This window comes from Rhizobium sp. WYCCWR 11146 (assembly GCF_013591995.1).
Taxonomy (GTDB): domain Bacteria; phylum Pseudomonadota; class Alphaproteobacteria; order Rhizobiales; family Rhizobiaceae; genus Rhizobium; species Rhizobium indicum.
Window position 1 is genome coordinate 363931 of sequence record NZ_JACCEY010000031.1, and the last position, 23705, is coordinate 387635.

Below are 23705 nucleotides of genomic sequence, written 5' to 3' on the forward strand. Positions count from 1 at the left end.
CTCGGCCGGCGCGGACTCTCTGAGTGGATTGCAGGAGGGCTCCCGCACCATCCTCGATCATTATCAGAGCCAGGTTCGAACGCGGCGGATCTATACCGTCGTTTCAATCGTGGTCTTCCTGATCATCCTCGGCGCCTCGCTCGACTTCGCCAACAGCGCCAATTCGGGCAAGTTCTTCGAGCGCCTTCCCTATTTCTTCGACTTCATGAAGAGCTTCGTGCCGGACAGTCCGCTGGAGATCTTCCGCGCCATGTTCGACCTGCCGTCGCCCTTCTCCGACGGTTCGATCAAATACGACTATACAAGCGACCGCGTCTGGATCACCGATAGTTTCTACATCCCGAATTTCTTCTACCAGCTCGCGATCACGCTCAACATCGCCATCGTCTCCACCATTCTCGGTGCGAGCGGCGCGTTCTTGCTCTGCTTTTTCGCTTCCACCAATCTGGTCGGTGCTGGCGTGACGCGCTGGGTCGTGCGGCGCATCATGGAAATCATGCGCGCCTTCCCGGAAATCGTCGTCGCCGGTCTTCTCGCCGCGATCCTGTCGATCGGTCCGATTTCGGCGATCATCGCGGTATGGGTCCATACTGTCGGCGCACTTGGGAAGCTGTTCTTCGAAGTCGTCGAGAATGCCGACATGAAGCCGGATGAAGGCCTGCGCGCCGCCGGCGCCGGCTGGCTGGAGCGCGTGCGCTTCGCGATCCTGCCGCAGGTGTTGCCGAACTTCGTCTCCTACACGCTGCTGCGGACTGAGATCAACGTGCGCGCCTCGACTATTATCGGCGCCGTCGGCGGCGGCGGCATAGGCGAGGTCTTCAGCCTGTCGATCGGACGCGACCATGCTGCCAAGACCTATGCGATCATCATCCTGCTGCTGATCACCGTCATTTGCGTCGACCAATTCTCTGCCTGGCTGCGCCGCCGGCTGATCGGCAAGCAGTCCTTCGAATTCGGACAGGGAGCAGCCTGATGTCCTCTGTTCCGACCATCAACGCCGCCGAGCGCGAACGACTGCTTTCCGCCTATCCGGACGTCTTCCATCGCAGCTTCATGCAGCGCTGGGGTCTGCTCCTCATTTCAGCAGCGGTCTTCGTTTACCTTGCCTTCTGCTTCGCCTTCTTCAACGTCATCCCCACCTTCGTGAACGGCAACTGGGACCGCGCGGCGATCTATGTCCAGGACTGGTATTCCTGGCGCGCGCAGCCGCGCCTGCGTTTCCAGAACGATCAGGTCGTCCCCCAATGGACGAGCCGCCGCCAGTATCCCGAGGGCGCCGATATCAACTGGCTGAAGCCCAATGCCGATAGCAGCAGATACACCGTCACCTTCGGCAGCGACGGCAACCGCATGGAAGTGACGCCGAGCCGCGTCGACGTCTATATCGACGGCAAACTCTATCCCGTGACCATCACCCGCGATCGTGCCTCCCGGCCGTCCGATGCGCCTACCCAGATGGAGCAGGACGACAACAAGGTGAACGTCTATTACGGCTTCGCGGGACAGGCGGAAATCCGTACCAACCAGGTCTATGTCCAGCGCCGCTTTCTCGGCTGGGCAAACTTCTTCTTCGATACGCATTCGCCCTTCTGGGGCCGCAGTCTGCCTGAGGTCGTCGGCCTGATGTTCTCCGGTGAACGGCTCGAGCCGAACCAGTCCAATGCCTCGCTGGCGTTGGACAACTTCCTGAACAATGCAAGCTGGCAGCATGGCGACATCCTGTCGAAGTTGATGCAGACGCTGGTCATGGCCTTTGTCGGTACGCTGTTCGGCACGCTGGTCGCTTTCCCGCTTGCCTTCATCGCCGCGCGCAACATCACGCGCAGCCGCGCTGCGAACTGGGGCACAAAGCGGCTCTTTGATTTCCTGCGCTCGATCGACATGCTGATCTGGGCGTTGTTCTTCACCCGTGCCTTCGGCCCAGGGCCGCTTCCAGGCATCGCGGCGATCTTCTTCACCGATACGGGCGCGCTCGGAAAGGTCTATGCCGAAGCGCTTGAGAACATCGACGACAAGCAGCGTGAGGGCGTGAGATCGGTCGGCGCGGCACCGGTGGCCGTCCAACGTTATGGCGTCATCCCTCAGGTCCTGCCGGTGTTCATCTCGCAATCGCTCTATTTCTGGGAATCGAATACCCGCTCGGCAACCGTAATCGGCGCCGTCGGTGCGGGCGGCATTGGCCTCAAGCTGCTCGAATCCATGAAGACCAATTCGGACTGGGACAAAGTCGCCTATATGGTCCTGCTAATCCTCCTCGTGGTCTTCGCCTTCGACAACCTCTCGAATGCGCTGCGTTCGCGCGTGATGGGAAAAAAGGGCCACTGACGAACTGACGCCATCATCATTCTGTCACGGAAATCTTTTAGCCGGGAGCCTGCTTGCGGTTCGCCGCCAAATCACTGCACAGTGCGCTCCCCCCGTTTGGACGATCCCCAGGATAAAAGCCTTGCGCTACGCTCTCTATTTCTCGCCGCCGAAGGATGATCCCCTGACCGGCGCGGCCTCGCTCTGGCTCGGCCGCAATGCTTTCACCGGCGAGACTTATCCTGCACCGGAATATGAGCAGCTGGGTGCTGCAGAACAGTTCGAGCTCACCGCCGACCCCCGCCGCTACGGCTTTCACGCCACGATCAAGGCACCGTTTTCGCTCGCCTCCTCCGTCACCGAGAAAGATCTCATGACCGTTGCCGAGGATTTTGCCCAGCGCACGCAAGCCTTCGAGATTCCTGAACTCGTGCTTGGGCAACTCGGCCGTTTTTTTGCCCTCGTTCCCGGTTCTCTTCATCAACCTCTTCAGGATTTCGCCGCGAAGGTGGTAAGGTCGTTCGAACCGTTCCGCGTAGCGCTTTCCGAAGCCGACATGGCGCGGCGCAACCCGGAGAAGCTCAGCGACAGCCAGCGCGCTCATCTGCAGCGCTGGGGTTATCCTTACGTCATGGAGGATTTCGGCTTTCACATGACGCTGAGCGGCCAGGTGCCCGAGACACGCGCCGAGGTGATGAAAGCGATCCTGACCGAGCGTTTTGCCGATTTCACCGGCCGGCCGCTTTTGATTTCCGGCCTTGCCGTCTTCATCGAGGAGACGCGCGGCGCCCCGTTCAAAGTTCATTCCTGGCTGCCGCTTGCCGGTGCCAAAAGCTGAAAGACCTGACGACATGAGCAAAGAGACCGTGTTTTCCAACGCCCGCATCGTTCTCGAGGACGACATCCTCTCGGGCTCGATCCTCATCCGCGATGGAAAGATCGCCGACATCTCCGAGGGTAACTCGGTAGCCGGCGAAGATTTTGAAGGCGACTACATCATTCCAGGCCTTGTCGAGCTGCACACCGATCATCTCGAAGGCCATTATCAGCCGCGTCCCGGCATCCGCTGGAACAAGACCGCCGCCATCCAGGCGCATGACGCCCAGATCGTCACATCAGGCATCACCACGGTGTTCGACTGCCTGCGCATGGGGGCGGACGAGGATGGCGGCTTCGAACATGGCGAGATGCGCGAGATGGCCGATGCCATTCAGTCGGCAGAGACGGAAGGCAGGCTGCGCGCCGAGCACCTCATCCACCTGCGCTGCGAGGTCTCGGCCGACAATGTGCTCGAACATTTCGCCGATTTCGAAAGCGACCGGCATGTGCGGCTCGTCTCGCTGATGGATCATGCACCCGGCCAACGGCAATTCCAGACGATGGATCAATATATCTTCTACTACCAGAAGAAGCGGGGCCTGAGCGACGAGGCTTTCGCGCGTTTCGTCGCCAAGCGTCAGGCAGAATCGGCGCGCAATTCGACGCCGCACCGCAACGCCATCGCCAAGGTTTGCGCCGAGCGCGGCATCACCGTGGCAAGCCATGACGACGCGACGCTCTCCCATGTCGACGAGGCGATCGACAACGGCGTGCGCCTGGCCGAGTTCCCGACCAGCTTCGACGCCGCCCGGGCCTCGCACGGACATGGCATGAGCGTGCTGATGGGGGCGCCGAACATCGTGCGCGGCAAGTCACATTCCGGCAATATCGCCGCCCGCGACCTTGCCGAGATGGGCGTGCTCGACGTGCTTTCCTCCGACTACGTACCGCTCAGCCTGCTGCATGCGCCCTTCATCCTCGCCGACGAGGTGGAGAGCATCAGCCTGCCGAAGGCGATCGCCATGGTGACGTCGACGCCCGCCCGTACCGTCAGCCTCGATGACCGCGGCCGGATCGCAACGGGGCTGCGCGCCGATCTTGTCCGCGTCCATCGTTCGCACGGCGTGCCGGTGACGCGCTCCGTCTGGCGCCAGGGACGCCGTGTCGCATGATGCCGCACGAACCCCACCCCGGAGCCGGAGCCGAGCGCGGCATCATGGTCGTCGTCGTCGGACCGAGCGGTGCCGGCAAGGACACGCTGATGAACCTCGCGGCCCGGCGTTTCAAGGGCCGCGACAATGTGCATTTCGTCCGCCGGGTCATCACCCGTCACCGTGACGCCGGCGGTGAAGACCATCTTTCCGTCTCCCTCGAAGGTTTTGCCTCCATGGAGCAGTCAGGCTCCTTCGCCGTCTGGTGGGAAGCGCACGGCCTGAAATACGGCATTCCGGCCGAGGTCTCGGTAGCGCTGTCGAGAGGCCATGTCGTCGTCGCCAACGGCTCGCGCTCCGCGCTTCACCGCTTCCAGGCCGCCTTCCCGCGGCTGAAAGTCATCAACGTCACCGCCCGCCCCGAAGTGCTCGCCGGTCGGCTGGAGGCGCGCGGACGCGAGACGCATGAAGATATCATGGCCCGGCTTGCCCGCGGACCGCTGACGGTGCGTGGCGAATACGACGTGGTGGAGCTCGACAATAGCGGCTCGCTCGAAGAGGCCGAGCAGAAGATGATCGAGATCCTCGACGGATTGCTGACCAAGGCGCCCTGACGAGCGGCTGCAGACATTCACGAGGTGTCAGGAGCCCCCTCACCCTGCCCTCTCCCCGAGGGGAGAGGGGATGTTGGAGCAAGAGGCATCCCTTCCGCGCATTCGCTAGAATTACTCGCCGTCGCCCCGTCCCGATACGATCTCGCGCTTGCCGACATGATTGGCCGGGCCGACGAGGCCTTCCTTTTCCATGCGTTCCACCAATGAGGCGGCGCGGTTGTAGCCGATGCCGAGACGGCGCTGGATGTAGGAGGTCGAGCATTTTTTGTCGCGCATGACGACCTTGACCGCCTGCTCGTAGAGCTCGTTGCCATCCTCGGAGGCCATGGCGCTCTTGTCGAAGACGGCGCCGGCTTCTTCCTCTTCCGTCTCTTCCTCCTCGTCGGCGGTGACGGTGTCAAGATATTCGGGGCGGCCCTGGGTCTTCAGATGGGCAACAACCTTTTCCACTTCGACATCCGAGACGAAGGGACCGTGGACGCGGGAAATCCGCCCGCCGCCCTGCATGTGCAGCATATCTCCCTGACCGAGCAGCTGCTCGGCGCCCTGTTCGCCGAGAATGGTGCGGCTGTCGATCTTCGAGGTCACCTGGAAGGAGATGCGGGTCGGGAAGTTCGCCTTGATCGTGCCGGTGATGACGTCGACCGACGGACGCTGTGTCGCCATGATCAGATGGATGCCGGCGGCGCGGGCCATCTGGGCGAGGCGTTGGATCGCCCCTTCGATGTCCTTGCCGGCGACCATCATCAGGTCGGCCATCTCGTCGACGATGACGACGATATAAGGCATCGGCGTCAGGTCCAGCGCCTGGCTTTCCTCGATCGGAGTGCCGGTGCCCTTGTCGAAGCCGACCTGGACCATGACATGGATGGTCTCGCCCTTTTCGCGGGCCTGGGCGACGCGGTCGTTGTAACCGTCGATGTTGCGGACACCGAGGCGCGACATCTTGCGATAGCGCTCCTCCATTTCGCGCACGGCCCATTTCAGCGCCATGACCGCCTTCTTCGGATCGGTGACGACGGGCGTCAGCAGATGCGGGATGCCGTCATAGACGGAAAGCTCAAGCATCTTCGGATCGACCATGATCAGGCGGCATTGTTCCGGCGTCATGCGGTAGAGCAGCGACAGGATCATCGTGTTGATGGCGACCGACTTGCCGGAACCGGTGGTGCCGGCGACGAGCAGATGCGGCATCTTGGCGAGCTCGGCAATGACAGGCTCGCCGCCGATGGTCTTGCCGAGGCCGAGCGCCAGCTTGTAGCCGCTCTTCTCGAAATCCTGGCTCTCGATCATCTCACGGAAATAAACGGTTTCACGCGTGACATTCGGCAATTCGATGCCGATGACGTTGCGGCCGGGGACGACGGCAACACGGGCCGAAAGCGCCGACATCGAGCGGGCGATATCATCGGCAAGGCCGATGACGCGCGACGATTTCACGCCCGGCGCCGGCTCGAATTCGTAGAGGGTGACGACAGGGCCGGGACGGACATGGATAATCTCGCCCTTGATGCCGAAATCCTCCAGCACGCTCTCCAGAAGCCCGGCATTCTGCTCCAGCGTCTCCTGCGACATGATCTCGCCGAGGCGTTCCGGCGGTTCCTGCAGCAGGGCGCGCGGCGGGAATTCATAGCCGGATGCGTCGATCCTTTCGGGCCTCGCGGCCAGGCGCGGCGACGGCAGAACCGCGGCGACGGGCGGCGTGCGCTGCGGCGCTGGTGCTGTCTGAGGGGCTGATGCAATTTGAGGGGTTGGCGTGACCTGAGTGGCTGGCGCAGGCTGAGGTGCCAGCATGACCGGTGCCTCGACAATAATGCGCCTGGGCTTTTCCAGGGACGGGGCGGCCGCAGGGCGCACGGCAACCTTCGTGGAGACCGCGGCGGGCTGCGGGGCCGGGCGGGAGACGACGGGAGCGGTTGCCGGCCGGCCGGGGCGCCATTCCATGATCCGGAACAGCGACGTGATCGATTCGGGCGAGGTCTCGGTCTTCGGGAACGATATCAACGGCGGCGCGCGAACCGGCTCGGCCTCTTCGAAGGCCATGACTTCCCAGAAGGCGAAATCCGAAATCGAGGAAAGCTCGGCGCTGGCGCGGAAAGCCGGCGCGCCGGGCTCGTCAAGCAAAGGTGACTGCTGCAGTTCGACCCTGTGCGGTGCTGCGGAAATTTCGTCCGGCTCCGGCAGATAGATATCGAACGGCACATCGACGGCAACCGGCTCTATCCGTATCGCCTGCTGTCCAATCTGCGAATCATCGCGAACCGACTCATTCGGCGCGCGCCGCCTGCTGATCAGCGTTTCCGGCGTGCGGGTGAAACGGACATTCGGGGCGAGGGAAAAGTTGCTCTGCCAGATGGGTGCCGCCGGCTTCTCCCCTGGGTTCTCCTCCGGAAGGTCCGTTTCAATCTCGCTGGCAAAATCTCCGGCATCCGTCAAATTGGTTCTGGGAAAACGCATGCGTCCGCTACTCACTCATGCTTTGTAAATTACGACCCTACCGGGATAGAAAAGGAAGGTTAATAAGTTCCTTCCTGCCGTATCGTTCCGATACGACCCCTTTGGGTAAATCGCTGCACTTTCAATGAGTTCTGGTGGCGAGAAAAATCTTTGCGATTTTTGGGGAGGCGCTCTAAAGCGCGTCGCAATCTTTCAGATTCGCTGCTGCCGCTTTAGGCTTTATTTCCACGCATGTCGTTGTCGCAAAACCGCTGCACACTTTTGCGCGACATGCTTTAGTGCGCCTCGTCCCAATTGGTGGCGGCGCGGGCATCGACCCTTAGCGGCACGCGCATTTCCAACGCCGGCATGGTGGCGTTTTCCATGACCGAGACGATTGTTGGCATCGCCTTTTCGACATCCTCGTCCTCGACCTCGAAGATGAGTTCGTCATGCACCTGCAGCAGCATGCGGACGCGATCGGCAAGGCCGACGTCAACAAGCGCCGGCTCTATCTTGATCATTGCCCGGCGGATGACGTCGGCAGCCGAGCCCTGGATCGGCGCGTTAATCGCCGCACGCTCGTTAAAGGAGCGCACGGAGGGATTGGACGAGCGGATTTCGGGATAGTTGATGCGGCGACCGAAGATCGTCTCGACATAACCCTTGTCGCGCGCCATGGCCTTTCGGCTTTCCATATAGTCGCGGATGCCGGGGAAACGCTCGAAATACTTCTTGATGTAGTCGCCGGCTTCCGAACGCTCGATCGAAAGCTGATTGGCGAGCCCGAAGGCCGAGATGCCGTAGATGATGCCGAAATTGATTGCCTTGGCGCGGCGGCGCACCTCGCCCGGCATGCCTTCTACCGGCACGCCGAACATTTCCGACGCCGTCATGGCGTGGATGTCGACGCCATCTTCGAAAGCCTTGGTCAGCTGCGGGATCTCGGCGACATGGGCAAGCACGCGCAGTTCGATCTGGCTGTAGTCGGCGGAGATCAGCTTGTGGCCAGGCGTCGAGATGAAGGCGGTGCGGATCTTTCGGCCTTCTGCGGTGCGAACCGGAATATTCTGCAGGTTCGGCTCGGAGGAGGACAGGCGCCCCGTGGTCGTCGATGCCAGCGAATAGGAGGTGTGGACCCGCTTGGTCTCCGGATGGACATAGCCGGGGAGCGCGTCGGTATAGGTGGATTTCAGCTTGGTGAGCTGGCGCCAGTCAACGATCTTGCGCGGCAGCTCCAAACCGGCGGCGGCCAGATCCTCGAGCACCTGCGCGGAGGTGGACCATTGCCCCGTTTTCGTCTTGTTGCCGCCGGCAAGGCCCATCTTGCCGAACAGGATATCGCCCAGCTGCTTCGGCGAGCCGATGTTGAACCGCTCGCCGGCCAGTACGTAGATCTCGTCCTCGAGCCTTGCTGCACCCTGGGCCAGTTCGCCGGAGAGGCGCGACAGGATCTGCCGGTCGACGGTGATGCCGCGCGCTTCCATGCGTGCCAGTACCGGCAACAGCGGCCGCTCCAGCCGTTCATAGACGCTGGTCAATCCCGCCGCCGCCAGCCGGGGCTTCAGCACCAGCCAGAGGCGCAGCGTCACGTCGGCATCTTCGGCGGCATAGTGGGTGGCGCGGTCGATATCGACCAGATCGAAGGTGACGTTCGCCTTGCCGCTGCCCGCCACGTCCTTGTAAGGAATCGGGGTATGGCCGAGGAATTTTTCCGAGAGCGGGTCCATGCCATGCGCGCCGCTGCCGGCGTCCAGCACGTAGGAGATCAGCATCGTGTCGTCGAAACTCCTGGTCTCGATGCCATAGCGCTTCAACAGCAGGTAGTCGTATTTCAGATTCTGGGCGACCTTGAGAACCGCTTCGTCCTCCAGCAATGCCTTCAACCGCGGCAGGGCATCGCCCATCGGGATCTGGTTTTCGGCAAGGCCGCCGCCGAGCAGATCGCCGACGCCGTTCTTATGGACAAGCGGCACATAGGCGGCGCGGATCTTCGTGCCGGTGGGATCGGCCGTATTGTCGGCGATCGCCAGCGAAAAGCCGACGAGTTCGGCCTGCATCGCATCCAGCGACGTGGTCTCGGTATCGAAAGCAACGAGGCCGGTCGCGCGCGCATCGGCGATCCAGCGGTCGAGCGTTGCCAGGTCGCGGATCGTGACATAGGCCGAATGATCGAAGGGCAGCGTCGCAAAGGCCTCGGCCCGAGCGTTGGCAAGATCGGCGGGCGAAAAGGCGCCTTCGACGGCGGTCTTCGCCTTCGCGCGCGGCGGCAGCGGCACGGATTCACCCGAAACGTCGGGGATGCCGCCGGCAACGGGCTCGGGCTCGGCCGCATCCAGATCCGGGCCGCGGGCCGTCTCACCCCATTCGATGCGGACGATCGCCGGTTCGATGGCGCCGGCATCGCAAGCGCAGGCTTCGGCGACGCGGCGCGTCAGCGTGGTGAATTCCATCGTCTTCAGGAAGCCTATCAGCTTCGGGCCGTTCTGCGGCTCCAGCACCAGCGCGTCGAGATCGAGATCGAGTGGCACATCGGTGCGCAGCCGCACGAGGTCGCGCGAGAGCCTGGCCATGTCGATATTGGCGAGGATCGTCTCGCGGCGCTTGACCTGCTTGATCTCGGCGGCGCGTTCGAGCAGCGTATCAAGATCGCCGTATTCCTCGAGAAGCTGGGCGGCGGTTTTCGGGCCAATGCCGGGAATGCCGGGAACATTGTCGACCGAATCGCCGGTCATCGCCTGCAGATCGATCATCTTTTCCGGCGGCACGCCCCATTTCTCGATGACATCGGGAATGCCGATCTGCTTGTCCTTCATGCTGTCATACATGTGGACATTGGGGCTGACGAGCTGCATCAGATCTTTGTCGGAGGAGACGATGGTGACATCGGCGCCAGTCGCTTCGGCCTGGCGGGCATAGGTGGCGATGATGTCGTCGGCCTCGAAGCCTTCGGTCTCGATGCAGGGCAGATTGAAGGCGCGGGTCGCCTCGCGGATGAGGCCGAATTGCGGGATGAGCTCTTCCGGCGGCGCAGATCGGTTCGCCTTATAGGCGTCGTAGAGATCCTTGCGAAACGTCCTGGCGGAATAGTCGAAGATGACGGCAAGATGGGTCGGCGTCACGCCGACATCGGTATTGCGCGCATCCCTCAGCAGCTTCCACAGCATGTTGCAGAAACCGGACACAGCGCCGATCGGCAGGCCGTCGGTCTTGCGGGTCAGCGGCGGCAATGCATGAAACGCCCGGAAGATGAATCCGGAACCATCGACTAGGAAGAGGTGATCGCCTTTTTTCATGCGTGCATGGATAGCGCGGGCATGGGACGAGGTCCATATAGAGTTCGGCATAAAATTCGGCGCGCGGAAAGGATTATGGCGTTCGGAGCGTCACACAGCGCCGCACGTCTTTTCGGACGCGCAAAGGACGCTGAGCACTTGGCGTTGCTGCATAATTTTATCCTTCCATCGATTCCGATCTCAGGAATTGTACGGCACGGATTCCGGCTCACCAAACTGTTACCGATTTGTAACCACGGCCCTCCCTTGAAAAACCACATTCTGAGCCACAAATCGATGTCACCGGCGCTTGATTGCGTCGCGGGTCTGATCACCGGCTTGTCCCCCGCCGCGTCAGGCTTGGACAAAGGCCTTATCCCCCTCTCCGGGCCTTTGTCCCCACTTTAAAGTCGCCATGGCCAACCTCCAGGCCATGGCGACTTTTGTTTTACCAGGCACTCGAAATTCTGATCGCCGCTTGCATGTTTAGGAGCATCGTATGCGATTTGCTGCATTGTCTCCGGCATGGTTTTGAGCCTAACTTGCAATCATGGGATTTAACCGTATGGATTCGGGAGCCTACCTTGCCAGCCAGCTGGCGAAAGGGTTTGCCCGCTCGCTGCACCAGCGCGCGGTTGGGCTCGGTTTTTCTCCGGGCCAGTTCCCCATTCTGCTGGAACTCTGGGCCGAGGACGGGCTGACTCAGAAACAGCTTCTCGAGCGGGTCGATATCGAACAGGCGACCATGGCCAATACGCTTTCGCGCATGGTCCGAGACGGGTTGATCGAACGCCGGCCGCATCCATCCGACAAGCGGGCGCAACTGCTCTTCCTGACGCCGAAGGCCCGCGCCATGGAGGCCGAGGCAATCGAGACCGCGCGCGAGGCCGACCTTGCGCTGTTTAAAGGGTTTCGAGTTTTCGAGCGCGAGCTGACACTCGAATATATCCGCCGGCTTCTGGAAAACGCCAAGGCGCTCTGACCACTGCATAATTCCTTAAATCGGAATCGACAGCGTCCTTTGCGCGTCTGAAAAGACGCGCGGCGCTGTAAGATCACTCGCCAGCACACTGTGCGCGTCGCAGCGACGGCGCGCCGGTTTCGATCTGTGCGGTCAGGACGTTTTCGTGGGCGGCAAGCTTGATGCTCGGCTCGATATCCGGCTTGCCGAGTAAAAGGCCCTGTACTTGCGTGCAGCCTTCCTCGACGACGATCCGGCGCTGCATCTCGGTTTCCACGCCCTCCGTCACGACAGGCATGCCGAGGCTATGACCTAGGCCGATGATGGCGCGCACGATCGAGCGCGCCGCCGCATCATGTTCCAGCACTCCGGTGAAACTGCGGTCGACCTTGATCTTGTCGAAAGGGAATGAACGCAGGTTGGAAAGCGAAGAAAAACCGGTGCCGAAATCATCCATGACGATGTGAACGCCGAGCTTGTGCAGCCGCAATAGTGTCGTCATCACCCGGTCGCGATCGCGAATGAGGGCCGCCTCGGTGATCTCGAGCTCCAGCCGGCCGGGCGCAAGCCCGGTTTCGGCGAGGATCGCCTCGATCCGCTCGCAGAGGTTCGGCAGCATGAATTGCACCGGCGAGAGATTGACGGCGATCATCAACGGCAGCGGCCAGCGCACAGCCTCCCTGCAGGCCTGCTGCAACACCCATTCGCCGAGTTGGACGATCGAGCCGCTTTCCTCGGCGATCGGGATGAAGATATCGGGCTCGGTCAAGCCGTGACCTGGCCGGTTCCAGCGCATCAGGGCCTCGTAGCCGCCGATCTCGCCGCTCAGCGCATCGAGGATCGGCTGATAGTCGACATGGATCTGATTACGGATGATCGCATGGCGCAGTTCGCTTTCGATCTGGCGGCGGTTCCGTGCCGCCTTATCCATGTCCGCGTCGAAGAAACAGACCTTGCCGCGACCGTCATGCTTGACGCGGTAGAGTGCAGTATCGGCATTGTTGCAGAGTTCTTCAGCAGCAGCGCCATCCGCGGGATAGATTGCGATGCCGACGCTGACGCCGACGGCGGTCGGGTCGCGCGCCGTGTCCATCTCGGCGGCGAATTCGTCGAGGATCGCCGCCGCAAGCTTTTGCGCCGCCGCCGGCTGCTGCCCGGCGGGCTGAATGATGGCGAATTCATCGCCGCCGAGGCGGGCGATCGTATCGCTCTCATCGGCCACGCGGCGCAGGATCGAGGCGACCTTGCGGAGAATACGGTCGCCTTCGGCATGACCGAAGATATCGTTGACGGCCTTGAAGCGATCGAGGTCGAGATAGAAGAGGGCAACCTCGCTGTTCTTTCGTTCGGCCATCTGCAGCGCCTGCCGGATGCGGGTATCGAACAGCGACCTGTTCGGCAGATCGGTGAGCACGTCGTGGTGGGCGAGATGCTCGATCATCTCCTCGGCCTGCCTGCGCTCGGTGAGATCACGCACCGCCAGCACCTCGCAGTTGTGCCCGCGATAGACGATCCTGCTCGCGGTCACTTCGACGGCGATCTCCCTGCCGTCCCTGGTGTTGAGCAGCGTCTCGCTGGGTCTGTTCTGCCCAGTTCCCTGAATAGCAGTCAAAACAGCCGAGGGCGCCTTGCCGGCAAGACCGGCAAGCTTCCAGCCGGAGAGCCCCTGGAAGCGTTCATTGGCATCGATGATCCGGCCTTCCCGCAGGATCAGCAGCCCTTCCTGTGAGGCATTCGCGAGCCCCCTCAGATCCGTCAGGTGGCTTTCGATAAAGACCACCGCCAGCGCGATCAGAATGAGCGCCGTCGCCGCCACAACGACGATCGCAGCAAGCAGGCTGGCGTCGAGCACCGTTGCCGGAACTTGCTTGCCGGGATCCGGCACGAGCGTGATGCTAGCCATCGAGATGAAATGGAGCGCGCAGATCGCGAGGACGAAACTGATTGACGAGGCGAGGAGCCGCCTCAGTCCCTTCAATTGGAAAAATGCGTGGAAGGCGGCGCTCGACAACAGCGCTCCTGCGAGAACCGCACTCAGCGTCATGGAGGGATCATAAAGAATTGCCGCCTGCGTTTCGATCGCCTGCATGCCGGTCAGGTGCATGGAGGCGATGCCGAGCGCCATCAGGACGCCGCCGCGGATGCGAGAAAACCTGCCGCGGCTTTCCGAAGCGACGAGGATCGCCGCCCACGAACCGGCAACCGACAGGAGGAAAGAAAGCGCCGTCAGGCCCAGTTGGTAGCCGATCGGCATGCCGCCGTCATAGGCCAGCATTGCGATGAAGTGCGTTGCCCATACGCCGGTGCCGAAAGCGAAAGCCGAGGCGCCGATCCAGAGCTTGCGCCGCCCGGCATCGCATTCCTGAGCGCGGGAAAGCAGCAGCATAGCCGCTATAGCGCCGACCAGGCAGACGGCGGCCGCCGCAAGCACCAGCCGCCAATCGTGGTTGTCCCGAATACATGTAATGACCGAAAACATCTGCCCCTCCCACAGCTGAATTCGGTCAGGCTATTTAGGTTGTGCTAAATAACTGTAAATTGAATTAGAAATCTCTTCTATATTATCCAGCAAATCTTCCTGATATTGATCTTTGACCGACGGGCCTTTCGCGCCGCCGATTTTTGTTTTTCCGCCTCGCCTGCTTTTCTGGTTTGGTCTATCGTCCGGCCGAATTTCAAAAAAAGGAGTCGAAAATGACCGATATCAATCAGGTGCTTGAGCGCGCGGATCAGAACCTTCCATCGAGCCTCGAAAAGCTGTTCGAGCTTCTGCGCATCCAATCGATTTCCACCGATCCCGCCTATAAAGCCGAATGCCGGAAGGCCGCCGAATGGCTCGTCGCCTATCTCGGGACGCTCGGCTTTACGGCCTCGCTGCGCGATACGCCTGGCCATCCGATGGTGGTCGCCCACCATGCCGGCGCTTCCGCCGATGCGCCGCATGTTCTCTTCTACGGCCATTACGATGTTCAGCCGGTCGATCCGATCGAGCTCTGGGAAAACGACCCGTTCGAGCCATCGATCAAGGATGTCGGCGAGGGCCGCAAGATCCTGACCGGCCGCGGCACCTCCGACGACAAGGGCCAGTTGATGACCTTCGTCGAGGCTTGCCGCGCCTATAAGGAGATCAACGGCGCGCTTCCCTGCCGCATCACCATCCTCTTCGAGGGCGAGGAGGAATCCGGCTCGCCGTCCCTGAAGCCCTTCCTCGAAGCCAATACCGCCGAGCTCAAGGCCGATTATGCGCTGGTCTGCGATACCGGCATGTGGGACCGCGACACGCCGGCGATCGCCGCGGCGCTGCGCGGCCTCGTCGGCGAGGAAGTGATCGTGACGGCCGCCGACCGTGACCTGCATTCCGGTCTCTTCGGCGGCGCGGCCGCCAATCCGATCCACATTCTCGTCGAGGCTCTTGCCGGCCTGCATGACGAGACGGGCCGCATTACGCTTGACGGCTTCTATGACGGCGTTGAGGAAACGCCTGACAACATCAAGGCCTCATGGGAGACGCTCGGCAAGACCGCGGAGAGCTTCCTCGGCGAAGTCGGCCTTTCCATTCCATCCGGTGAAAAAGGCCGCTCGGTGCTGGAACTCACCTGGGCGCGGCCGACCGCCGAAATCAACGGCATCTGGGGCGGATATACCGGCGAAGGCTTCAAGACGGTGATCGCCGCCAAGGCTTCGGCCAAGGTTTCGTTCCGGCTTGTCGGCACGCAGGATCCGGCGGCCATCCGCGAGGCTTTCCGCAGCTATATCAGTGCGAAGATTCCCGCCGATTGCTCGGTCGAGTTCCATCCGCATGGCGGCTCGCCGGCGATTCATCTTTCCTATGATTCGCCTGTTCTCACCAAGGCGAAGAACGCGCTTTCCGACGAGTGGCCGAAGCCCGCCATCGTCATCGGCATGGGTGGGTCGATCCCGATCGTCGGAGATTTCCAGAAGATGCTCGGCATGGAATCGCTGCTCGTCGGCTTCGGCCTCAGCGACGATCGCATCCACTCGCCGAACGAGAAATACGAGCTCGTCTCCTACCACAAGGGCATTCGCTCCTGGGTGCGGATACTTCGAGCGCTCGCCACCTGAAGGAAAAGGCGCGGCTTCCATCAAGCTGCGCCACGCAAAGTCGCGACAAACAAAAAGGCCGGTTCGACCCGGCCTTTCGTCATCCGCTTACCTCAGTGCCAGTTCATCCGTGGTCAAGGAGCAAGCAGGTATTGCAGTGAGACTGCCGCCGAAAGGTTAACGAACCGTTAACAGTACCGGCCTTGCCGGAAGCACCATCGCGGCTCCAAGGCGCGGACAGACATTTCGCCGTTCAAGCTGCGTTCATCGCGAGCGACATATAAGCCATTGAAAGATAAGACGAATGATGACGCCTGACAGCTGCGGGCGATCGCTCTGTCTTTTGTTTCAATGGCATATGCCAAGGAAACGCGGCCAAGCGCTGCCTGAAAAACGTGCCAACAAGGACTGAGAAGCGTGAAAAATCTCTTTGTTAAAATCGCAGCCGCCGGCATGCTTATGCTGGCTCCCGCCATAGCGCAGGCTGCCGAGGGCTACTCGACGGCGAACGTCAACATGCGTGCGGGTCCGAGCACTCGATATCCTGCCGTTGCCGTCATCCCCGCCGGTTCCTCCGTCGAGATCCGCGGATGCCTTTCCGAGGTCAACTGGTGCGACGTCGAATTCTACGGCGGCCGGGGCTGGGTTTCCGGCCAGTATGTGCAGGCCCTCTACCAGCAGCGCCGCGTCTATGTCGGCCCGCAATATTACCGTCCGCTCGGCATTCCGATGATTCGCTTCAGCGTCGACAATTATTGGGACCGCTATTACCGCAACCGTGATTTCTATCGCGACCGTGACCGCTGGAGCCGCGGCCCGGACTATTACTACCGCGACCGCGACAATCGGGATCGCGACCGCGATCGGGATAACCGGGATCGCGACCGTAACTGGCGCGAGCGGGATGGCGACCGAGATGGGCGCGACCGCGATCGCGACTGGCGCGACAACAATCAAAGGAACGATCGGCAAAGGGACGATCGGCAAAGAGGTGAACGGCAGAGGGACGACCGGAGAGGCGATGATCGCAGGCCGGACCGCAGGAATTTTGATTGCCGCCCCGGCGATCTCTCTTGCGACCAATGAGACAGAAAGGGGACGCAGCGCCGTCCTCTTCCGAGGCTTGAAGCCAAGGGAAAACACCCAAGAAAAAGCCCGGCGCTCCCTTGGGAGGGATGCACCGGGCCTGATGTCGATCGGCACGCGTTGAGGGGAGACGGCCGATCATTCGCGGGACGTGAGGGGCTGTCCCGCTTCTTCATAAACAATCGCGAAGCCTATTGGTTCCGCCTGCCGCATAATTCCTTGAAGCAGAACCGATTTGAGGAAACACTATGCGGCAATTCAATGTGTTACAGCTTCTTTTATGTCTCTCGAAAAGACGCGCGGCGCGGTAATCTACGTCGTATAGTACGTAACTCACGCCACCTTTGTTTTCACGACGCATGCCGCTTTGCCGGCGAGCGCAAGACAGGAGCCGCGGGGGGAAGCATCGAACCTCGAATGCGATCACCGACAATTTGACGTGAAGCCATCGCGAGGCACTTGTTTTGCGAGATTCTTTATTGCAGTTTTGTGAAGTTGCGGATTGATTTTGATCCGTTCGAGGCTGGACCCTGATGACACAAGACTACCTGGCTTTCTTCGGGCTTTTCGGCCCTCGGGCAGCCGCCACAGATGTTACCGTTTGGCATAAACACAACCCCATCCTGCCTGTGCGCCTCACCGATGGGGCGAGCCTCAACCCTTCCGGCCAGATCTGGCGCCGCTTTCATCTTGGCGAGTGGGAATATAAGCAGGACCCGGAATCGCTCGACGATTACGAGGCCCGACAGTTCTGAAGGCCAATGCTGTCGCCCGGCGCGATCTGCTTTACTTTCCATTATTAATACCCCGTTAAATCGCCGCATTTACAGTTCAGTCGGATGATCACGGCGGCACTCAAAGCGCTCCAGCGTCCTTTGCGCGTCTGAAAAGACGCGCGGCGCTGGAGAAGGGCACCGTTATGCGAAGTTGGCTTCGCGATCGAACATGGGGTGTGACCGGTCCGCGATGGCAGGCAGAGGCAGATCAGGCGACAGAATAGAACCCTCCTTCAGCGGCCGGCCGGCACGCGACGATGACGAATTCTCGCTCGATGCCGACGATCGCATCGCCGGAGGCCGATCTCAGCGCCGCGGCGGCTCGAAACCCCCGCCGCAGCGCGCCGCCCCCCGGCGGCAGCGCGAGCCGCGGGAGCGTGAAGGCGGCGGGTTTTTCGGCTTCATGCGCCGCATGGTCTACTGGTGCGTCGTGCTTTTCATCTGGGCCGGCATCGGCGTTGCCGGGCTCGTGGTCTATTATGGGTCGCGCATGCCGAGCGCCAGCACATGGGCAATCCCGGAGCGGCCGCCGAACGTCAAGATCACCGCCGTCGACGGCAGCGTCATCGCCAATCGCGGCGCCACCGGCGGCGAGGCGCTGTCGCTCGAAAACATGTCGCCCTATATTCCGGAAGCCGTCATCGCCATCGAGGATCGGCGTTTCTATTCACATTTCGGCGTCGATCCGCTCGGCCTCGGCCGGGCGATCGTGACCAATCTCACGGCTGGCCACATGGTCCAGGGTGGCTCGACGCTGACGCAGCAGCTTGCCAAGAACCTCTTCCTCTCCCCGGAAAGGACGCTGGAACGTAAGGTCCAGGAAGTGCTGCTCTCGCTCTGGCTGGAGCAGAAATACACCAAGGACCAGATCCTTGCCATGTATCTCAACCGGGTGTTCTTCGGATCGAACGCCTATGGCGTCGAGGCCGCCTCACGGCGCTACTTCAACAAATCGGCGCGTGACGTCAACCTCGGCGAGGCCGCGGTGCTGGCCGGCCTGCTCAAGGCGCCGTCGCGGCTTTCACCGGCCCGCGATGCGGACGCGGCGAATGCACGCGCCCAGCTCGTGCTCGCGGCGATGCGCGAACAGGGCTTCATCACCGATTCCGAGGTCAAAACGGCGATGTCGCAGACCCCGGCTTCGGCCAAGAGCTACTGGTCCGGTGCCGGGCACTATGTCGCCGACATGGTAATGGACCAGCTGCCAAGCCTGATCGGCGACGTCAAGGAAGACGTCATCGTCGATACGACCATCGACAAGTCGCTGGAAAAGAAGGCCGAGCAATCGCTGGTCGACGTGCTCGACAAGGAGGGCGGCAAGCTCGACGCCTCGCAGGCGGCCCTCGTCTCGATCGACGGCACCGGCGCGATCCGGGCGCTCGTCGGCGGCAGGGACTATGCGACGAGCCAGTTCAACCGCGCCGTCAAGGCCAAACGCCAGCCGGGTTCCTCGTTCAAGCCTTTCGTCTATGCTGCAGCACTCGAGAAGGGGCTGACGCCCTATTCGGTGTTCAACGACGCGCCGATCCGGATCGGCGACTGGACGCCCGAAAATTACGAGAAAAAATACAATGGCGAAGTGACGCTGGCGACCGCGCTTGCCAAGTCGCTGAACACGGTGGCCGCCCAGCTGGTGATGTATGACGGGCCGGATCAGGTGATCAAGCTTGCCCACCGGCTCGGCATCGAAAGCGAGCTGCAGCCGAATGCCTCGATCGCGCTCGGCACGTCCGAGGTGTCGCTGATGGAACTCACCGCCTCCTATGCCGCCTTCATGAATGGCGGCTACAAGGCGACGCCGCACGTCATCCGCCGGGTGACGACGGCCGAGGGCAAGGTTCTCTACGAAAATACCTATGACAGCCCGCCGCGCGTGCTGTCCGAGCAGATCGTCGCCCAGATGGATGCGATGATGATGGGCGTCATCGACAACGGCACCGGCAAGAGCGCCAAGATCCCCGGCTGGCAGGCGGCGGGAAAGACCGGCACCACGCAGAATTCGCGCGACGCGCTCTTCGTCGGCTTCACCAGCAACCTGACCACCGGGGTCTGGTTCGGCAATGACGACGGCAAGCCGATGAAGAAGGTGACCGGCGGCGGCTTGCCCGCCAAGGCCTGGAAGGAATTCATGATTGCCGCCCACAAGGGTCTTTCGCCGGCACCGCTCTTCGGCAACGGCCAGTTGACCGCCGATCCGAACAATGGTCAGCCGATGGCTGAGGCACCGGGTAATGGGCAGTCGGGCAGCGGACAACCGATGACGGCCGAGGCGCCGCCATCGACGATCGGCGGCATTATTTCCGGCGTCTTCGGCGGCAACGACAATGCAAACCGTTATCCGCAAGCGCCTGTCCGGCAGCAGGGGGCGACCTCCGGCAACGGCCCGGTTCCGCCCGCAGACATTGCCGAAGGCGGCGGTTCTGGCTATGAGGGCATGGTGCCGCCCGGCGATGTCGGGGGTGCGCAGACCACCTCTTCCGTCCAGCCGCGGCGCACGACGCTGCTCGATCTGATCATGGGCCAGTGAGACCTTTGCTGCATGTCCTACACACGCCCGATGCTCTAAAGCGCGTCGCGATCTTTCAGAGTCGCGCCTCGCGCTTCAGGTCTTTGTTTTACGCATGTCGTTGTCGCAAAACGGCTGCGCAGTTTTGCGCGACATGCCCGAAAAAACGGCCGCTTTCCGGACATGCGGCGACCTCTTTCCCGGCTACTGTAAAAATTGAACGCAACACATTCGTTTTGCTGGATTCCGGGGCATTTCTCGCCTTGCAGTCCAGAAAACCGCTCCTTATATACGCCGCATCACCGCAATCACGATTGCGTAATCTCAAGTAGACCCATCCCGTAAGGGGCTGTCAGGGAAATGCCTTCTCGGGGTTCCGACAGCTTGCTTCAAGGAGAGAATGACATGGCAAAAGTAATTGGTATCGACCTTGGAACGACGAATTCCTGCGTCGCAGTCATGGACGGCAAGGACGCGAAGGTTATCGAGAATGCGGAAGGTGCGCGTACGACCCCTTCCATGGTGGCATTTTCCGATGATGGCGAACGCCTCGTCGGCCAGCCGGCCAAGCGCCAGGCAGTCACCAACCCGACGAATACACTCTTTGCAGTCAAGCGCCTGATCGGCCGCCGCTACGAAGATCCGACCGTCGAGAAGGACAAGCACCTCGTTCCCTTCACCATCGTCAAGGGCGACAATGGCGACGCCTGGGTCGAAGCCAATGGCAAGGGCTACTCGCCCGCACAGATTTCCGCGATGATCCTTCAGAAGATGAAGGAAACCGCCGAATCCTATCTCGGCGAAAAGGTCGAAAAGGCCGTCATCACCGTTCCTGCCTACTTCAACGACGCGCAGCGCCAGGCAACCAAGGATGCCGGCCGCATAGCCGGTCTTGAAGTCCTGCGCATCATCAACGAGCCGACTGCGGCAGCCCTCGCTTACGGTCTCGACAAGAAAGAAGGCAAGACGATTGCCGTCTACGACCTTGGTGGTGGTACCTTCGATATTTCGATCCTCGAGATCGGCGACGGCGTCTTCGAAGTGAAGTCCACCAACGGCGATACCTTCCTCGGCGGTGAAGACTTCGACATGCGCCTCGTCGAATATCTCGTCGGCGAGTTCAAGAGAGACAACGGCATCGACCTGAAGAACGACAAGCTTGCCCTGCAGCGCCTCAAGGAAGCTGCGGAAAAGGCAAAGATCGAGCTTTCCTCCTCGCAGCAGACCGAAATCAACCTGCCGTTCATCACGGCCGACGCCTCCGGCCCGAAGCATCTGACGCTGAAGCTGACCCGCGCCAAGCTCGAAAGCCTGGTCGACGATCTCGTCCAGCGCACGATCGCGCCATGCAAGGCAGCGCTCAAGGATGCTGGCGTCACTGCTGCCGAAATCGACGAAGTGGTTCTCGTCGGCGGCATGAGCCGCATGCCGAAGGTACAGGAAGTCGTCAAGCAGCTGTTCGGCAAGGAGCCGCACAAGGGCGTCAACCCCGATGAAGTGGTGGCGCTTGGCGCCGCCATCCAGGCCGGCGTTCTGCAGGGCGACGTCAAGGACGTCCTGCTGCTCGACGTGACGCCGCTGTCGCTCGGCATCGAGACGCTGGGTGGTGTCTTCACCCGCCTGATCGAACGCAACACGACGATCCCGACGAAGAAGAGCCAGACGTTTTCGACCGCCGAAGACAACCAGCAGGCTGTGACCATCCGCGTTTCGCAGGGCGAGCGTGAAATGGCTGCCGACAACAAGCTGCTCGGCCAGTTCGACCTCGTCGGTCTGCCGCCGTCGCCGCGCGGCATGCCGCAGATCGAAGTCACCTTCGACATTGACGCCAACGGCATCGTCCAGGTTTCGGCCAAGGACAAAGGCACCGGCAAGGAACAGCAGATCCGTATCCAGGCTTCCGGCGGTCTTTCCGACGCCGACATCGAGAAGATGGTGAAGGATGCCGAAGCCCATGCCAGCGAGGACAAGAAGCGCCGCGAGGCGGTCGAAGCCCGGAACCAGGCCGAAAGCCTGATCCATTCCTCGGAAAAGTCGCTGAAGGATTATGGCGACAAGGTTTCCGAGGCCGACCGCACCGCGATCTCGGATGCGATCGCCGCGCTGAAGACGGCGTCGGAAGCATCCGAGCCCGATGCCGACGACATCAAGGCCAAGACCCAGACGCTGATGGAAGTGTCGATGAAGCTCGGCCAGGCGATCTATGAAGCACAGCAGGCCGAAGGCGGCGCTGCTGGTGATGCCTCCGCGGAAGGCGGCGACAATGTCGTCGATGCCGACTACGAGGAAATCAAGGACGACGACCGCAAGAAGTCCGCGTAATCCGCGACGGCGTGGTTATGCTTCAACACCTGATCCGGCTGCTCACCATGGCAGCCGGAAAATCCATTTCCGGGGTTTAATCCTTAATGGCAAAAGCGGACTTTTACGAAACTCTGGGTGTAGCCAAGACGGCGGACGAGAAAGAGCTGAAAAGCGCCTTTCGCAAATTGGCGATGAAATTCCATCCGGACAAGAACCCGGATGACAAGGACGCCGAGCGGAAGTTCAAGGAAATCAACGAAGCCTACGAGATGCTCAAGGACCCGCAGAAGCGGGCGGCCTATGATCGGTATGGTCATGCGGCCTTCGAGCATGGCGGCATGGGCGGCGGTGGCGGCGGATTTGCCGGCGGCGGTTTCTCCGACATTTTCGAGGATATCTTCGGCGAGATGATGGGTGGAGGGCGCGCGCGCCAGCGCTCGTCGGGCGGCCGCGAACGTGGCGCCGATCTTCGCTACAACATGGAAATAACGCTGGAAGAGTCTTTCTCCGGCAAGACGGCGCAAATCCGCGTTCCGACGTCGATCACCTGCGACGTCTGTTCGGGTTCAGGCGCCAAGCCCGGCACGCAGCCGAAGAACTGCGGCACCTGCCAAGGAACGGGGCGCGTGCGCGCGGCACAGGGCTTCTTCTCGATCGAACGGACCTGCCCCACCTGCCACGGCCGCGGCCAGATCATTCCCGATCCGTGCCCGAAGTGCCACGGCCAGGGCCGGGTGACGGAAGAGCGTTCACTCTCGGTCAATATTCCCGCCGGCATCGAGGACGGCACCCGCATCCGCCTGCAGGGCGAAGGCGAGGCCGGCGCCCGCGGCGGACCGGCAGGCGACCTCTATATCTTCCTGTCCGTCAAACCGCATGAATTCTACCAGCGCGACGGAGCCGATCTCTATTGCGCCGTTCCGATCTCGATGACGACGGCCGCGCTCGGCGGCACCTTCGACGTGGCGACGCTCGACGGCACCAAATCGCGCGTTACCGTGCCCGAGGGCACCCAGGTCGGCAAACAGTTCCGCCTCAAGGGCAAGGGCATGCCAGTGCTGCGTTCGGTGCAGACGGGCGACCTCTACATCCAGATCCAGATCGAGACGCCGCAAAAGCTCACCAAGCGCCAGCGTGAACTGCTTCAGGAATTCGAGCAGCTTTCCTCCAAGGAGAACAATCCGGAATCGACGGGCTTCTTTGCCCGCATGAAGGAATTCTTCGAAGGCTGAGCCGCGATCGACATGCCCATTACGAAAGCCGGGACGGAAACGTCTCCGGCTTTTTTGTTTTAAGAATCCTGATTTGCGACATTCGCCGTCCATGCCGGCGAATCTGTCCCGGATCGATACGGCAGCGGGCGGGACGACGACTTGCGTTAACGCAGCCAGATGATGCCGCTTGCAAGTTT

Annotated in this window: 15 protein-coding genes; 12 read left to right on the forward strand and 3 right to left on the reverse strand. The window is 61.5% G+C overall.

The window, feature by feature from the left end; all coding sequences use genetic code 11:
• Positions 1 to 19: 19 nt before the first annotated feature.
• From phnE (HX899_RS26180) to phnN, 5 genes are all read left to right on the forward strand, one after another.
• On the forward strand, positions 20 to 973 hold the full coding sequence (gene phnE / locus HX899_RS26180; RefSeq protein ID WP_181293784.1) for a phosphonate ABC transporter, permease protein PhnE: 954 nt from the start codon (positions 20 to 22) through the stop codon (positions 971 to 973).
• Positions 973 to 2325: a phosphonate ABC transporter, permease protein PhnE gene (gene phnE / locus HX899_RS26185; RefSeq protein WP_181293752.1), complete on the forward strand. Its 1353-nt coding sequence runs from the start codon at positions 973 to 975 to the stop codon at positions 2323 to 2325. Before phnE (HX899_RS26180) ends, phnE (HX899_RS26185) begins: the two co-directional genes overlap by 1 nt.
• A 121-nt stretch (positions 2326 to 2446) precedes the next feature.
• Positions 2447 to 3142 (forward strand): DUF1045 domain-containing protein, encoded by a 696-nt coding sequence (locus HX899_RS26190; RefSeq protein ID WP_181293753.1) that lies wholly within the window; start codon positions 2447 to 2449, stop codon positions 3140 to 3142.
• A gap of 13 nt (positions 3143 to 3155) precedes the next feature.
• A complete protein-coding gene (locus tag HX899_RS26195) occupies positions 3156 to 4295 on the forward strand; it encodes an alpha-D-ribose 1-methylphosphonate 5-triphosphate diphosphatase (RefSeq protein WP_138388500.1) in 1140 nt (379 codons plus the stop codon).
• On the forward strand, positions 4292 to 4888 hold the full coding sequence (phnN, locus tag HX899_RS26200) for a phosphonate metabolism protein/1,5-bisphosphokinase (PRPP-forming) PhnN (protein WP_138332111.1): 597 nt from the start codon (positions 4292 to 4294) through the stop codon (positions 4886 to 4888). The genes HX899_RS26195 and phnN overlap by 4 nt, the downstream gene beginning before the upstream one ends.
• A 111-nt stretch (positions 4889 to 4999) precedes the next feature.
• On the opposite strand, the gene HX899_RS26205 is transcribed toward phnN, so the two are convergent.
• Complete coding sequence (locus HX899_RS26205; RefSeq protein WP_181293754.1) at positions 5000 to 7345, reverse strand: DNA translocase FtsK; 2346 nt, start codon at positions 7343 to 7345, stop codon at positions 5000 to 5002.
• A gap of 275 nt (positions 7346 to 7620) precedes the next feature.
• The gene (polA, locus tag HX899_RS26210) at positions 7621 to 10620 is read right to left on the reverse strand and encodes a DNA polymerase I (protein ID WP_181293755.1); all 3000 of its coding nucleotides are present in this window, start codon (positions 10618 to 10620) and stop codon (positions 7621 to 7623) included.
• A gap of 544 nt (positions 10621 to 11164) precedes the next feature.
• Between polA and HX899_RS26215 the strand changes: the two genes are divergently transcribed.
• Complete coding sequence (locus tag HX899_RS26215) at positions 11165 to 11581, forward strand: MarR family winged helix-turn-helix transcriptional regulator (RefSeq protein WP_003583451.1); 417 nt, start codon at positions 11165 to 11167, stop codon at positions 11579 to 11581.
• Positions 11582 to 11654: 73 nt separating this feature from the next.
• On the opposite strand, the gene HX899_RS26220 is transcribed toward HX899_RS26215, so the two are convergent.
• Positions 11655 to 14039, reverse strand: coding sequence for an EAL domain-containing protein (locus HX899_RS26220; protein WP_181293756.1), 2385 nt, complete (start codon positions 14037 to 14039; stop codon positions 11655 to 11657).
• 215 nt (positions 14040 to 14254) lie between these two features.
• On the opposite strand from HX899_RS26220, the gene HX899_RS26225 reads away from it, so the two are divergent.
• From HX899_RS26225 to dnaJ, 6 genes are all read left to right on the forward strand, one after another.
• Positions 14255 to 15643 (forward strand): dipeptidase, encoded by a 1389-nt coding sequence (locus HX899_RS26225; RefSeq protein WP_181293757.1) that lies wholly within the window; start codon positions 14255 to 14257, stop codon positions 15641 to 15643.
• A 396-nt stretch (positions 15644 to 16039) separates the two neighbouring features.
• Positions 16040 to 16708: an SH3 domain-containing protein gene (locus HX899_RS26230; RefSeq protein ID WP_181293758.1), complete on the forward strand. Its 669-nt coding sequence runs from the start codon at positions 16040 to 16042 to the stop codon at positions 16706 to 16708.
• Positions 16709 to 17241: 533 nt separating this feature from the next.
• Positions 17242 to 17463, forward strand: coding sequence for a hypothetical protein (locus HX899_RS26235; protein WP_138332104.1), 222 nt, complete (start codon positions 17242 to 17244; stop codon positions 17461 to 17463).
• A gap of 211 nt (positions 17464 to 17674) precedes the next feature.
• Positions 17675 to 20011, forward strand: coding sequence for a transglycosylase domain-containing protein (locus HX899_RS26240; RefSeq protein WP_181293759.1), 2337 nt, complete (start codon positions 17675 to 17677; stop codon positions 20009 to 20011).
• Positions 20012 to 20395: 384 nt separating this feature from the next.
• Positions 20396 to 22312, forward strand: a complete 1917-nt coding sequence (gene dnaK, locus HX899_RS26245; protein ID WP_062944862.1) for a molecular chaperone DnaK — start codon at positions 20396 to 20398, stop codon at positions 22310 to 22312.
• A gap of 86 nt (positions 22313 to 22398) precedes the next feature.
• The gene (gene dnaJ, locus HX899_RS26250; protein WP_017995672.1) at positions 22399 to 23526 is read left to right on the forward strand and encodes a molecular chaperone DnaJ; all 1128 of its coding nucleotides are present in this window, start codon (positions 22399 to 22401) and stop codon (positions 23524 to 23526) included.
• The last annotated feature ends 179 nt before the right edge of the window (positions 23527 to 23705 follow it).

Coding starts and splice junctions, on each gene's coding strand:
- dnaK (WP_062944862.1), top strand. CDS start 20,396: ATGGCAAAAGTAATTGGTATCGACCTTGGAACGACGAATTCCTGCGTC.
- HX899_RS26240 (WP_181293759.1), top strand. CDS start 17,675: ATGGCAGGCAGAGGCAGATCAGGCGACAGAATAGAACCCTCCTTCAGC.
- phnN (WP_138332111.1), top strand. CDS start 4,292: ATGATGCCGCACGAACCCCACCCCGGAGCCGGAGCCGAGCGCGGCATC.
- HX899_RS26225 (WP_181293757.1), top strand. CDS start 14,255: ATGACCGATATCAATCAGGTGCTTGAGCGCGCGGATCAGAACCTTCCA.
- HX899_RS26215 (WP_003583451.1), top strand. CDS start 11,165: ATGGATTCGGGAGCCTACCTTGCCAGCCAGCTGGCGAAAGGGTTTGCC.
- polA (WP_181293755.1), bottom strand. CDS start 10,620: ATGAAAAAAGGCGATCACCTCTTCCTAGTCGATGGTTCCGGATTCATC.
- phnE (WP_181293752.1), top strand. CDS start 973: ATGTCCTCTGTTCCGACCATCAACGCCGCCGAGCGCGAACGACTGCTT.
- HX899_RS26205 (WP_181293754.1), bottom strand. CDS start 7,345: ATGCGTTTTCCCAGAACCAATTTGACGGATGCCGGAGATTTTGCCAGC.
- dnaJ (WP_017995672.1), top strand. CDS start 22,399: ATGGCAAAAGCGGACTTTTACGAAACTCTGGGTGTAGCCAAGACGGCG.
- HX899_RS26235 (WP_138332104.1), top strand. CDS start 17,242: ATGACACAAGACTACCTGGCTTTCTTCGGGCTTTTCGGCCCTCGGGCA.
- HX899_RS26220 (WP_181293756.1), bottom strand. CDS start 14,039: ATGTTTTCGGTCATTACATGTATTCGGGACAACCACGATTGGCGGCTG.
- HX899_RS26195 (WP_138388500.1), top strand. CDS start 3,156: ATGAGCAAAGAGACCGTGTTTTCCAACGCCCGCATCGTTCTCGAGGAC.